Origin of the sequence: Clostridium rhizosphaerae (assembly GCF_016765585.1) — a bacterium.
GTDB lineage: Bacteria > Bacillota > Clostridia > Clostridiales > Clostridiaceae > Clostridium_AT > Clostridium_AT rhizosphaerae.
The window spans coordinates 729532-743439 of record NZ_JAESWC010000002.1 but is presented as its reverse complement, the minus strand read 5'-3'; the positions used below and the strand labels follow the sequence as shown (position 1 = coordinate 743439).

At 31.9% G+C, this 13908-nt stretch carries 9 protein-coding genes; 7 read left to right on the top strand and 2 right to left on the bottom strand.

What is annotated here, in order from left to right:
- Positions 1-94: 94 nt before the first annotated feature.
- Positions 95-3886, top strand: coding sequence for a S8 family serine peptidase (locus JK636_RS23825; RefSeq protein WP_202748059.1), 3792 nt, complete (start codon positions 95-97; stop codon positions 3884-3886).
- A 62-nt stretch (positions 3887-3948) separates the two neighbouring features.
- Here the strand turns inward: JK636_RS23825 and JK636_RS06685 are convergent, their stop codons facing one another.
- Positions 3949-4320, bottom strand: a complete 372-nt coding sequence (locus tag JK636_RS06685) for a VOC family protein (protein ID WP_202748058.1) — start codon at positions 4318-4320, stop codon at positions 3949-3951.
- A gap of 129 nt (positions 4321-4449) precedes the next feature.
- Here JK636_RS06685 and JK636_RS06680 point away from each other — a divergent pair, with 129 nt between their 5' ends.
- The 4 genes from JK636_RS06680 to JK636_RS06665 all read left to right on the top strand — a co-directional run bounded on the left by JK636_RS06680 (position 4450) and on the right by JK636_RS06665 (position 9854).
- A complete protein-coding gene (locus tag JK636_RS06680; protein WP_202748057.1) occupies positions 4450-5196 on the top strand; it encodes an MBL fold metallo-hydrolase in 747 nt (248 codons plus the stop codon).
- A gap of 133 nt (positions 5197-5329) precedes the next feature.
- Positions 5330-5707 carry a hypothetical protein gene (locus JK636_RS06675; RefSeq protein WP_202748056.1) on the top strand — a complete coding sequence of 126 codons (378 nt, stop codon included), beginning with the start codon at positions 5330-5332 and terminating at the stop codon, positions 5705-5707.
- Positions 5708-5866: 159 nt separating this feature from the next.
- The gene (locus JK636_RS06670) at positions 5867-9214 is read left to right on the top strand and encodes an ATP-binding protein (protein WP_202748055.1); all 3348 of its coding nucleotides are present in this window, start codon (positions 5867-5869) and stop codon (positions 9212-9214) included.
- A 103-nt stretch (positions 9215-9317) separates the two neighbouring features.
- Positions 9318-9854, top strand: a complete 537-nt coding sequence (locus tag JK636_RS06665; RefSeq protein WP_202748054.1) for a histidine phosphatase family protein — start codon at positions 9318-9320, stop codon at positions 9852-9854.
- Positions 9855-9903: 49 nt separating this feature from the next.
- Here JK636_RS06665 and JK636_RS06660 read toward each other — a convergent pair whose 3' ends face one another.
- Positions 9904-10767, bottom strand: a complete 864-nt coding sequence (locus tag JK636_RS06660; RefSeq protein ID WP_202748053.1) for a DMT family transporter — start codon at positions 10765-10767, stop codon at positions 9904-9906.
- Positions 10768-10883: 116 nt separating this feature from the next.
- On the opposite strand from JK636_RS06660, the gene JK636_RS06655 reads away from it, so the two are divergent.
- A complete protein-coding gene (locus JK636_RS06655) occupies positions 10884-11498 on the top strand; it encodes a glycerol-3-phosphate acyltransferase (protein WP_202748052.1) in 615 nt (204 codons plus the stop codon).
- Between the two features lie 101 nt (positions 11499-11599).
- On the top strand, positions 11600-13786 hold the full coding sequence (gene topB, locus JK636_RS06650; protein WP_202748051.1) for a DNA topoisomerase III: 2187 nt from the start codon (positions 11600-11602) through the stop codon (positions 13784-13786).
- The last annotated feature ends 122 nt before the right edge of the window (positions 13787-13908 follow it).

Here is a 13908-nt window from a genome sequence, read left to right as displayed (position 1 = left end):
CATATTCTAATATAATTTATCATAAATATGAATGTAAGAGTTAGAGGGGCTAATTCCTACTTTCGTAAATAAAAATAAACAGGGGGTAGATTAAATGAAGGCTAGAAACCAAAAACTTGTTTCTATTATGGCTACTGCTGCAGTAATGTTTTCACTCGCAACAGGAACTGGGACAAGCAAGGTAAAAGCTGTGACACCGGGGCTTGATCAAAAGATAATCAATGAGCAGAAGAAAGCTGCTGCTCAGGAAGTTTCGCAAAAGGATACTTTAAATTGGCTTTCAAGTAAATATGGAGTTAAGGAAACTTTTAATGACAATTTACCTGTAGAAAGTACTAATCCGAATGATGATGTAAGAGTTATTGTTCAGCTTGAAGATTCGCCGGTACTTAAAAGACAAGGCCTAGAAGCTAATATTGCTGAAGATGGTGTAAGAATACAAAATCATGCTACAAAGGCAGCAGATAATGCTTTAAAGGCAGCACAAAATAAAAAGAAAGATATTATAAAAAAAGCAAGTAATCTTAAGTCAGCAAAAATAAGACATGAATATGATACAGCTTTTAATGGCTTCAGTATGGAGGTTAAAAGAAGCGAAATAGCAAATATTAAGAAGATGACTGGTGTTAAAAAAGTAACTGAGGCCAGAGTGTATAAACCAGACATGACTTCAGCTAAAGCTCTAACACAAGCTTATGATACTTGGAATGACTTAAAGCTTAAAGGCGAAGGCATGGTTGTTGCTATAATTGACACAGGTATTGATTTTACTCATAAAGACATGAGAATAACAAATACTTCAAAGGATGCTTTAAATAAGGATAACGTTTTAACAGCTGATGATAAAGGCAAATTCTATTCAGATAAGGTTCCATATGGCTATAACTTTGCTGATAACAATCAGGAAGTTAAGGACTTAACATCCAGCATGCATGGTATGCACGTTGCAGGTATAGTTGCAGCTAATGGAAAGAAAGCTCAAGTAGATACAAATCAAGCTATACAAGGTGTAGCTCCGGAAGCTCAGCTTTTAGCTATGAAAGTATTTTCAAATGACCCTAATAACACAGGAGCATATACAGATGACTTAGTTGCTGCTATTGAATCCTCTGTTGAACATAAAGCAGATGTTATTAATATGAGTTTAGGCTCACCAGCAGGTTTCCAGGATCCAGATGATCCAGAGCAATTAGCTGTTAAAGAAGCTGCAGATGCAGGTGTCCAAGTAGTTATTTCTGCAGGAAACAATTATAATTCAACCTATCCATATAAGATGCCTGGTGTAGTAGATACTGCAATGGTAGGTTCTCCAGGACTTGCAAAGGACTCTTTATGTGTAGCTTCCTATGAAAATACAAATATAACTTGCGTTGGCTTTGATTATACTGGCGGAACAAAGCCGGTAGCTTACTTCACTTCAGAAATAGATCCAGTTGGTACACTAAAAGGAGCATATCAGTTGGTTGATTGTGGAATTGGTCAAACTTCTGATTTTGCAGGAAAAGATTTAAAAGGTAAAATAGCTCTTATAAAGAGAGGAACATTAGACTTTGTAACTAAGAAACTAAATGCTCAGGCTGCAGGAGCTGCTGGTGTAGTTGTTTATAATCAAAGTACAGCAGAAAGAGCTGACGGCGGTGACTCTTATGTTTCAATGGCAACAGATACAAGAGTTAAGATTCCATCAATTTTTATTGGCAACACTGATGGTGTTAAACTTGTATCACTTATTTCTTCAGGTGTTACTATTTCCTTTAATGGCGCAGTTACTCAAGTTGCAAACCCTGCAACTAATGATATGTCTGACTTTACTTCCTGGGGACCAACTCCAAACTTAGACTTTAAACCTCAGATTTCTGCACCTGGTGGTAACATATATTCAACCGTTAATAATAATAAATATGAAACAATGAGCGGAACTTCTATGGCTTCACCTCATACTGCTGGATCAGAAGCTCTTATTATGCAGGGATTAAAGAAAGTTAATCCAGAACTGGCAGGAACTAGAATGATAGTTGATCTAGCTAAGATTTCCGCAATGAATACAGCTAAAGTAGAGATGGATAAGAATAATACAAAAGTTCCTTTCTCACCAAGAAGACAAGGAGCTGGCTTAGTTCAAATTGAAAATGCTATAAAGAATAAGGTTACAGTTACTACCGATGACTTTGAAGCAGCAGCTGCTTTAAAGGAAATAGGTAAGACTAAGAGCTTTAATCTTCAGTTAAGAAATCTTGGAAATAAAGCAGTAACCTATACTTTGGATAATATGGGTGGAGCATATACTGAATATAGTGATTTCTTAAGTAAGATGAGCTATGATGTAGCTATTGAAGGTGCAACAGTTACTTTTGACAAGAGCACTGTAAAAGTACCTGCAAATGGAGCAGCAAGTGTAAAAGTAACAATTAATTTGCCAGATAATTTTGCAACAGAACAGTTTGTTGAGGGTTATGTGAAGTTTGTCAGCAAAGATGCTTCAGTACCATCACTTTCAGTACCTTACATGGGATTCTATGGAAGCTGGTCTAAGCCAGATACCATTGATAAGCCAATATGGGATTCAAACAGTAACTTTGGTATAACAACTCAATTAACAAATATGCTAGGTGGATATTACTACTTAGGATACCAGGGAAAAGATAAGTATGGTAATCCTATAATAGACCCAAATCAAATTGCTATTTCACCAAATAACGATGGATATTATGATAATGTAATTCCAAAGTTATATCTGTTGAGAAATATCAAAAATATGAATATTGATGTTCTTGATTCAAACAATAAAGTTATAAGAACTATATCTCAAGATGAATTAATTAGAAAAGATAACTATACTTCTGAAAATTCTAAAGGTGCTTTTGGAAGGATGGATAATGCGTGGATGTGGGATGGAACAGTATTTAACAGCAAGACTGGAAATAATGACAAGGTTAAAGACGGACAATACTCAATTAGAGTTACAAGTAAAATTGACTTTAGTGGAGCTAAGCCTCAAACTTTAACTATGCCGGTAAAAGTTGATACAGTTGGTCCAGACGTACAGTTAACTTCCTCAGATAAGTCTGATTCATCAGCATATACCTTAAAGTGGACTGAAAATGATGCACTTTCTGGTGTAGATCCAGCAAATCCATGGGTATTCTTAAATGGTCAAAGAGTTGACGACTCCAAGATTAAAAAGGATTCAAACGGAGTATTCAGCTGCGATGTAACTTTAGCTGCAGGGGAAAACAGAATAGCTATATCTGCATTAGATAATGCTATGAATGAAACTGATAAAGAATTCTCAGTTAATCTTCCTCTTAACATGACTTTTAACAATTTTGAAAGCGGAATGCAGGTAAATAAACCTGATTTCACAGTTTCAGGTAAAATAAATGCTGCAGTAGCAAGCTTAACTGTTAACGGTACAGCAGCTACAATTAATCCTGATTTAACCTTTAGTGCTGCAGTTAAACTAAATGAAGGCATGAATGCGGTATCTGTAGTTGTTAAGGATTTCCAAGGCAACACTCTAGCAGATTATGCTAAGAAGGTAGTTTGCGATTCAGTAGGCCCAGTTATAGTTTTGGATAATAAGTTGGGTGATGACGGAAAGCTTCACGTAACTAAGAAAGCTGTTACTTTAACAGGAAAGGTTACTGACAATACTTTTGGCTGCAGATTCTATATCAATGGAAACCAAGTATTGAACTTAACTTCAGCTCTTGGAACAGGTGTAGAAAAGACTTTCAGTTATAATCTCAATGTAACCAATAACAGCTGGATAGAACTAAAAGCTGTAGATACTTCAGGAAATACTACAATTCAAAAAATACAAGTAGTTATTGATAAAGCAACTGCAAATGCAGCAGCTCCAACTGATAATGCTGTAGAACAATAATGATAGCAATATAAAACAAACTATAAAAACTGCTGGTGCGTTTTGCATCAGCAGCTTTTATTTTATCTGTTTGCAGGAAGAACTTCTATCCAATAGCCGTCTGGGTCATTTATAAAATAAAGTCCCATGCCGTAATTTTCGTAACAGATGCAGTTCATTCTTTTATGAAGTTCATGAGCTTCTTCATAGTCATCTACTGTAACGCAAAGATGAATCTCATTATCTCCTAAGTTATATGGCTCAGTTCTATCTCTAAGCCAAGTCAATTCTAATCTATGAGCAGAAACTCCATCGCCTAAATAAATAAGTTTAAAGCTTTTATCATCTGGTTCGTAAGTTCTAACTGGTTCAAAGCCTAAAGCTTCCTTATAAAATGTAACGCTTTTTTCAAGATTAAAAACATTTATATTATTATGGTCAAATTTAAACTTCATAGTATAAAACTCCTTTCCTATTTCATAACTATTATTATAACTTATCAAAGAAGTATTAAAAAGATTTTAGGATTAAAAATTAAAGTGATGATATAATAAAAAATATATACAAGTTGAGGTGGTTTAAGAATGAGAGAAGTAAAAGTTAAGATAAATTATTTATATAATAGTGCTTTTAAACTAGAAACAGAAAATCATGTGCTGATTTTTGATTATTTTTTGCAAACTTCAGACACTAAAAATAAAAATGCGTCCGATGGCATTATAGGAAGAGAGGATTTGACAGGAAATAAGCCTATATATGTATTTGCTTCACATAGTCATCCAGATCATTATAATGAAAGTATATTAAAGTGGAAGGAAGTAAATCCAAATATAAAGTATATATTAAGCAGTGATATAAATATTAAAAATAAGACGGCTGATATGTATACAATATCAGTGGATGAAAGCATTTCTCTTGATAAAGTGGATATAAAAGCTTTTGGTTCTACTGATCTTGGAGTTTCATTTTTAATTAAGCTGGATGACATTACATTATTTCATGCAGGAGATTTAAATTGGTGGCATTGGTATGACGAAAGTGATGAAGATAACAGAAAGCAAGAGGAAAATTTTAAAAAGGAAATAGAAAAACTTAGAAATGAAAATATACACATAGCTTTTTTTCCTGTGGATTCAAGGCTTAAGGAGAGTTATGCATTAGGAGCAGATTACTTTATATATAACTTGAAACCGCAAGTGTTTATTCCTATGCATTTTAGAGAGGATTATAACATAACAAAAGAGTTTTCTGAAAAGTATAAAGAAAAACACACAAATATTCTTAAAATATCTAAAAAAGGGCAAGAATTTAATCAATTAATACAATTGTAAAATAATATTGTTCTAATCAATAAATATTATTGACAAATAATTCTATTAGTTGATATCATAGACCTATAAACAGGAATAATTCGAAAATTAATTATTAATTTTATATGAGTATATGTATAGAGGAGAGAAAATTATGAAACAACATTTACTAGCTAGTCAATTAAAAGAGGTAGATTTTGAAGATAGAATAGCACTTCTATCTCTAGCAACTGGATTAACAAAAGAGTATGTAAGAGAAGAATATAGAAAAGGCATGAAAAATGAAGATGGTATGCTTATAGAATATGGATTTGCTTTAAAGATTGGAGAGCTAATGGAAATAATTCAAGACTTTACTGGTCAGTTTCCAGTACCAGAGATAGTTTCAGGTAAATATAGAGTTAAAATAGCATGGACAGATTTAAATGGAAAAGATGCAGAGGCAGATTCTGATTTACAAGGCAGCTATTGCGATGCTTTGTATGAAGTTGTTAAGCAGCTTTTAAAAGGAAAACATATTAGGGTAGAATAGTTCTATAGCTTTCAATAATTAATGGATAGTGTGTAAAGCATACTATCCATTAATTATTTTAAATACAACATTGGACATGTATATTTAAAAATAATAAGATTTAATGTATAATTATGTCTAATATAAGTAATATAATTTACATATTTTGAGAGGTTGCTAATGAAACAAATTAGACACAATTTAATAAAGCTTTTTACAATGCTTATTTTGGTTATAGTTTTTTTAACAGTATTAATAAAATATAGTTCAAGTGTGGGTGATTCTAAAAAGGTTGCAATAAATGCAAGAGCAGGAGTAATAGATTTAAGAGGCTGGGATTTTAATAAGGATGGTATTGTTAAGCTTCAAGGTGAATGGGAATATTATAATAATAAATTATTACTGCCTGATGATTTCAAAGAAGATGTTCATTTTGATAAAAAATATAATTTTATACCAGGGTATTTTGAAAACAGCGGATACGGTACCTATAGGCTGAAAATACTTGTAGATGATAAAACAGATATTTATTCAATAAGGATAGATTTTTTACAAAGTGCCTATAAGCTTTGGGCTAATGGGGAAGAGGTTATGTCTGTTGGGACTGTTGGTGAAGATAAAAATCTTATGGTGCCTCAGCTTATGCCAAAGTCAGGAGGATTATATGCTAAGAATGGAGAGATCGATTTAACTCTTCAAGTAAGTAATTTTTACTCAAAATACAGCTATATAGATAATATATCAATTGGCGGATATTCGCAGATAAATAAATTCAATAACAAAAAGCTTGCTTTTGATTTGTTTATATTTGGAGGAACTTTTGTTGCAGCTATATATAATCTTGGATTGTTTTTTAAAAGAAAAAAGGACAAGTCAACTTTGTATTTTGCTATAGTATGCTTGATAGTTGCAGTAAGAACCCTATTTTTAGGTGAAAGATTTTTTATTTCTATTTTTCCTAGCTTTAGTTATTTTGTTTCAGGAAAAATAATGCACTGGACGTTTTATCTGTACGTTCCCTTAATTGTATTTTTTATAAATGAGTTTTATAAAGGTATTCTATCTAAAACAATAATAAAACTTACAAAATATTCAGCTTATATTTACGGAATATTAGTGCTTTTAAGTCCTTGGAAGTACTACTCAGATTTGATACTTCCCTTTGAAGTACTAACTATGCTGCTTTTGATATATTTAATTTATAAAGTTTCTAAGGTTTATGTTTTTGGAAATCAAAGTGATCATGTTATAGTAGTAGCTCTTTTTTCACTGCTCTTAACTAGAATAAATGATATATTATATGAATACAGCATAATATTAACTGGCTCTTTTGCTCCTTTAGGAACACTTATATTTGTTGTGTGCAGCTCTTTTATTTTGGCAGAAAGACAGTCTATTGCTCTTTCAAATGTTGAGGACATGAGCGAAAAATTAAAATCCTTAAACAGCCTAAAGGACGACTTTCTGGCTATGACTTCCCATGAACTTAAAACACCTTTGAATGGAATTATTGGATTATCTGAAAGCTTAATAAAAGAAAATGCTACATTTAATTATAATCAAAAGGAAGACTTATTACTGATAAATAATAGTGCAAAGCGGTTGTCAAATTTGGTTAATGATATTATGATTTTTTCAAAACTTAAAAACGGCAACATAATACTTTGTAAAAGACCAGTTAGTGTTAAAAAGGCAATAGATATAGTGATTAGATTTTCTGATGTTTTAAATATTAATAAAAACATAAAAATTGATAATTTTGTTGGTGAAGATGCACCATTTGTTTTTGGCGATGAAGACAGAGTACAGCAAATTTTCTATAATTTAATAGGAAATGCAATAAAGTTTACTCATAAAGGAAAAATAACTATTTCGTATAAAATAATAAATAACCATATAGAAATTTGTGTAGAAGATACGGGAATAGGAATACCCAAGGATAAGCTTAATAAAATATTTAATATTTATGAGCAGGCGGAAGGCATTGGAGAGAAGTATGGAGGTACTGGACTTGGGCTTTATATTACAAAAAATTTAATAGAGCTTCACGGGGGGAGTATTCATGTTTTTTCTAAAGAAGGTGAAGGAAGCAGATTTACTTTTACTCTTCCATTATGCAGTGAAGACCAGAATGTAATTGATGAAAAATCCTTCTTTGATAATTATAAGCAAAATGAGAATTATAGTAATTTTATAGATGATAATAAAGATGCAATGGTTAAATATTATGATAATACAGATAAAAAGAGTAAGATACTCATTGTTGATGATGAATATGTAAATCATAAAGTTTTAGAAGGTTTTCTTAAAGGGGATAGGTTTTCAATAGTTAATGCTTTTAATGGAAAAGAGGCTTTAAAGATAATAGAAGAACAAGAGGATTTTGACTTAGTCATTTTAGATATGATGATGCCGGATTTACTAGGTTATGAGGTTTGTAACTTTATTAGAGAAAAATATTCCTTGTTTGAGCTTCCGATTTTAATTATGACTGCAGATAACAGGCTTGAAAATTTAGTAGTTTCTTTTGAGTGCGGTGCTAATGATTACTTAGTAAAGCCTTTTAACAAACATGAGCTCAATGCTAGAATAAATACTTTAATATCTCTTAAGCAATCAGTAAGTCAGGAGCTCAAGCTTGCACAAGATATTGCAGCGGCTAATAGTCAAGTTGAAAGCCTTAATGAGAAGAATAAGGAAAGCAACAAAAAAGTTGAAGAACTTATGGAGTATGACAAGCTTAGAACGGAATTTTTTACTAACTTATCTCATGAGCTTAGAACTCCTTTAAATGTAATTTGCAGCACTATTCAACTTATGGGAACTTTAGATAGCAGCACAAATATGGGTGAAGAGAGAATAAAGTACTATTTAAGCATTATGAATCAAAATTCTCTAAGACTTTTAAGGCTTATAAATAATCTAATAGATATGACAAAGGTAAATGGGGGATATATTAATTTAAATCTAGTTAATGGAAACATCGTTTATGCTGTTGAAGAAATAACTCAATCTGTAGCAGAATATATTAAATCTAAAAACATAACTATTACATTTGACACAGAAGTTGAAGAAAGAATAATCTGCTATGATGAGGAAAAGCTTGAAAGAATTATGCTAAATATACTTTCTAATGCTGTAAAGTTTACTAACGAAGGTGGAAGTATAGATGTGAATGTTTATGACAGAGAAAAGTTTGTTGAGATTTCAGTAAAGGATACAGGGATAGGTATACCAGAGGATAAATTAGAATTTGTTTTTGAGCGTTTTGCCCAAGTTGATAAATCTATGACAAGAAGAAGTGAAGGAAGCGGCATAGGACTTTCTCTGGTGAAGTCTTTAGTAGAAATGCATGGTGGTAAAATTGAGGCTAGAAGCAAACTTGGAGAGGGCACAGAATTTATTATAAAGCTTCCTTTAAAAACTGTAGATTCAGATAAAGCAAATAGCAATATTATTTACAAGGAAGTTCCAGAGTCAAAGTTTGATAAGAGCCTAAATATAGAGTTTTCAGACATATATATGTAATAATAAGATAAGGCTTAGGCTTTATCTTTTTTCTTTAGGTATACTATAATTAATAATGTAAATTATATATATAGAATTTACATTAAGAAAGGTCGAGAATTTTATGAGAATAGGATTAGTAAGACATTTTAAAGTGGATTTAAAAAGAAAAAGATTTATGACAGCAGAAGAATTTAACAAACACGTTTATGATTATGATAAAGCAGCAGTCATAGCTAATGAGCTAGTAGTCGATGAATATTGGGAAAAGTGCTATTGCAGCAGTCTTCCAAGAGCTATCACCACAGCTAAGACTATTTACCATGGGGAGATTATTACCTCGAATAAGCTTATAGAAATTCCAACAGCAGCCTGGGCAAATTTTAAATTTAAAATACCGTATCAGGTTTGGGCTATAGTTGGCAGATTTGCATGGATAAGAAATCATGTATCTCAGCCTGAGAAAAGAATTAAAACCTTGGAGAGGATAAATGATATTTTGAATACTATAATTGAAGAAAATGATCCTAAAAGTAATATTCTTATAGTAAGCCATGCAGGGACTCTTTATGAAATACAAAAGATGCTTAGAAAAAAGGGGTTTAAGGGGAGAGGTTTTATTAAGGCGAGCAATGGAAAATTATATATATATGATAAATAATAAAAGCTGTTCCTTTATTGCATTATACTTATGAACAGCTTTCATAATCTTATTTTTCTTTTGCCAAAATAACAACAGAAAGAAGTATAAAAATAGTGCCTAGGATTAAGGGGAAGGTTATTTTTTCATTAAATAAAATAATACCCATAATTATGCTGACAATAGGCTCAAAAGTTCCAAGTATTGAAGTTGAAGAAGGGCCTATTATCTTTAATGCTTTAACAAATAATCCGATGGAAATTATTGTTGAAATTAATGAAATTCCAATTATAGATGTTATTGATAAAGCGTTTACTGGGAAATAAAACTTTCCGCTCAAGAGTGTAATTATTAATAGGGAAATACCAGCAGAAATTGAAAAATAAAAAACTGTAACTAGATTGCTTAAGCCTTTAATAGCCTTATGATTCATACCCATTACGCAGCCAGCATAAGTAAAGCCAGAAAGAAGAGCTAATAGAGCTCCTCCAAAATGAATTCCTTGTGTTTTAATTCCGATTAAAACATAAACTCCAGCCATTGAAATTATAAGTGCGGCTGCTTTATGTTTTGTGAATTTTTCTTTATAGATTAAATAATTTAGTATTATAACTACTGCTGGGTAAATAAAATGCATTGTAGTAGCAAGTCCAACTGAAATATAGTTATAAGAATAAAATAAGGTCAACCCAGTTGAAGTATAACCTAAAATTCCTATAGAAAATAGAATTAAAAACTGTTTTTTATTAACCTTAAAATCAATTTTAAATATTAAGAAGTAAATATAAAGCATTAATGAAGCTAGTAAAAATCTAAAGCTAAGTACTGTAAAGGTATTGCTGCCGCTGTTATACATAGTTTTTGCAAATATAGGCATAAGACCAAAGGCGGCAGAAGAAAGCAGTGCATACATAATTCCGTATATTTTTTTCATATTAACCTCCGTGATATATCTTATAAGTCCAAAATAAGTTTAACAAATGAGGATAGGCTTGTCAAAATATGATATATTATATATATAAAGTTATAAGCTATTATAAGGAGAAAAAAATGGACTACTTTTTAATTTTATTCTTATTTGTATTTTCATTTTTACTAGGTTCCATACCGACAGCTTATATTGTTGTAAAGCTATTTACAGGAAAAGATCTTAGGATGATAGGAAGTGGAAATATAGGCGGTACAAATGGCAAAAGGGCAGGAAACAGTAAAATACAAAGTTACTTAATATATTTTTGTACAGGCCTAGGTGACATTCTAAAAGGATTGCTTCCGGTACTTGTAGCAATGAAGTTAACAAAATTTATAAATTTACCTGTAAATAAAGATTTGATCTATGTTTTAAGTGCTCTTTTAGCTATAACAGGTCACGACACTATGCCCTTTATGAAGAATGCAAAAGGAAAAGGCGTTGCTACAACAGCAGGCTCTCTTCTTTTAATAGAGCCAGTTCCTGTATTAGTTGGGGCTGCAGTTTTTGCATTATTAAATATTTTTTTTAAGGCTGCGTCAAGAAGATCTATTATAGCGAGTATAGCAATTGTAATAACATGCTTTTGCCTTAACTATTCAATTATAATAAAAATTGGGAGTGTTATAGCCTGTATTTTTATAGTAGTGAGACATAAGGAAAATATAGAAAGAATATTACGAGGTGAAGAATAACCAACTTAAATGTGTTATAATAAGTAAAGCATAAGGATAGAGATTCTATTAACTATCCTTATTTTTATGTGGTTAGATTGATTGAAAGGAATTGAAGCTTAATGAATAAAATATTAGTACTTGCAGAAAAACCTTCTGTAGCAAGAGATATAGCAAGGGTTTTAAATTGCAGAAAGCAGGGCAATGGTTATTTAGAAGGTGATAAATATATAGTAACTTGGGCACTTGGGCACTTAGTAACCCTAGCTGATCCTGAAAATTATGATGAGAGATACAAATCTTGGAGAATAGAAGATTTACCAATGCTTCCTGAACATCTAAAGCTGGTAGTTATAAAGGAAAGTTCAAGACAATTTTCTGTAGTTAGGGAACAAATGCATAGAAAAGATGTGGAAGAAATTATAATAGCTACAGATGCTGGGAGAGAAGGAGAACTTGTTGCAAGATGGATAATTGAAAAAGCAAATGTAAGAAAAAAAGTTAAAAGGTTATGGATATCTTCTGTAACCGATAAGGCTATTAAAGAAGGTTTTAGTAAGCTTAAACCTGGTAAGGATTATGAAAACCTTTATCACAGTGCAGTAGCGCGCTCAGAGGCAGATTGGTTAGTTGGAATTAATGCAACTCGTGCATTAACCTGTAAGTTCAATGCACAGTTATCCTGTGGAAGAGTTCAAACTCCTACTATTGCTATTATCGCAAAGAGGGAAGAAGAAATTAAAAATTTTAAGTCTAAGACTTTCTATGGTATTACAGCAGCTGCTGAAGGTATTAAATTAACCTGGCAGGATACAAGGAGCAAAGATACAAGAACCTTTGATAAGGAAAAGTGTGATAAAACACTTAGTTCTATAAAAGGAAAAGAAGCTCAGATAATTGAAGTAAACAAAACTCATAAAAAAAGTTTTTCACCACAGCTTTATGACTTAACAGAACTTCAAAGAGATGCAAATAAGATATTTGGCTTCTCTGCAAAGGAAACACTTTCAATAATGCAGAAGCTGTATGAGCATCATAAGGTATTGACTTATCCAAGAACTGATTCAAGATTTATATCTACAGATATAGTTGATACTTTAAAAGATAGAATTAAAGCCTGCGGTGTTGGACCTTATTCTAAGTTAGCTGTGAGGCTTTTAAGAGAACCAATAAAAGCAAACAAGTCCTTTGTAGATAACAGCAAGGTATCAGATCACCATGCTATTATTCCAACTGAGGAGACGGTGCAGCTTAGTTCTTTAAATGATAAAGAAAGAAAAATATATGATTTAGTTGCTAAAAGATTTTTAGCAGTTTTATATCCTCCTTTCGAATACGAAGAAACTTCAATAAAGGCTCAAATAGGAGAAGAACAATTTATTGCAAAAGGTAAGGTTGTTTCTTCTATGGGTTGGAAAGAAGTCTATGAAAACAGGTTTGATGAAGATGAAGAGGAACATGGACTTAAGGAACAGCTTTTACCTAATATAAATAAAGGAGATAGGCTTAAGATAAACTCTTTGACTCAAACAAAGGGTGAAACAAAGCCACCTGCTTATTTTAATGAAGCAACACTGCTTTCTGCTATGGAAAATCCAGTAAGATATATGAATAGCAGTGATAAAGAGCTTGCTAAGACGTTAGGCGAAACAGGAGGGCTGGGAACAGTTGCAACTAGAGCTGATATAATAGAAAAACTATTTAACACTTTCTTATTAGAGAAGAAAGGAAAAGATATTCACCTTACTTCTAAGGGAAGACAGCTTTTGGAGCTGGTTCCAGAAGAGCTTAAGTCACCAGAGCTTACAGCACAATGGGAGATGAAGCTTGGAGCAATAGCAAAAGGTACACTCAATAAGCAGGAATTTATTAATGAAATGAGAAGTTATGCGAAGGAAGTTGTAAATGAAATAAAAAATAGTGAAGAAAAATTCAGGCACGACAACCTTACTAGAACTAAATGTCCAGAGTGCGGTAAATATATGCTTGAAGTAAACGGAAAAAAAGGCAAGATGCTTGTGTGCCAGGATAGAGAATGCGGCTACAGAAAGGGTGTTGCTAAGATAACAAATGCAAGATGTCCGGAGTGTCATAAAAAATTAGAGCTGCGTGGTGAGGGTGAAGGACAAATATTTATATGCAGCTGCGGATATAGAGAAAAGCTCTCTGCCTTTAATGAGAGAAAGAAGAATGAAAGCAGCAAAGTAAATAAAAAGGATGTTTCAAATTTTTTGAAGCAACAGAATAAAGCTAATAACGAGCCAATGAATTCAGCATTAGCAGAGGCTCTAGCTAAACTAAAACTATAAAAGTTTATAATTTTATTATATAGAGAGTAAATATATTATTAATACTTTTTATATAGCTTACCTACAGAACAAATTCTGTAGGTTTTTGTTTTATAAAATATTACAAAATATTTACATAAGTT

Bases quoted from the DNA above. Each gene is read 5' to 3' on its own strand.
- JK636_RS23825 (WP_202748059.1), top strand. From the start codon at position 95: ATGAAGGCTAGAAACCAAAAACTTGTTTCTATTATGGCTACTGCTGCA.
- JK636_RS06685 (WP_202748058.1), bottom strand. From the start codon at position 4,320: ATGAAGTTTAAATTTGACCATAATAATATAAATGTTTTTAATCTTGAA.
- JK636_RS06680 (WP_202748057.1), top strand. From the start codon at position 4,450: ATGAGAGAAGTAAAAGTTAAGATAAATTATTTATATAATAGTGCTTTT.
- JK636_RS06675 (WP_202748056.1), top strand. From the start codon at position 5,330: ATGAAACAACATTTACTAGCTAGTCAATTAAAAGAGGTAGATTTTGAA.
- JK636_RS06670 (WP_202748055.1), top strand. From the start codon at position 5,867: ATGAAACAAATTAGACACAATTTAATAAAGCTTTTTACAATGCTTATT.
- JK636_RS06665 (WP_202748054.1), top strand. From the start codon at position 9,318: ATGAGAATAGGATTAGTAAGACATTTTAAAGTGGATTTAAAAAGAAAA.
- JK636_RS06660 (WP_202748053.1), bottom strand. From the start codon at position 10,767: ATGAAAAAAATATACGGAATTATGTATGCACTGCTTTCTTCTGCCGCC.
- JK636_RS06655 (WP_202748052.1), top strand. From the start codon at position 10,884: ATGGACTACTTTTTAATTTTATTCTTATTTGTATTTTCATTTTTACTA.
- topB (WP_202748051.1), top strand. From the start codon at position 11,600: ATGAATAAAATATTAGTACTTGCAGAAAAACCTTCTGTAGCAAGAGAT.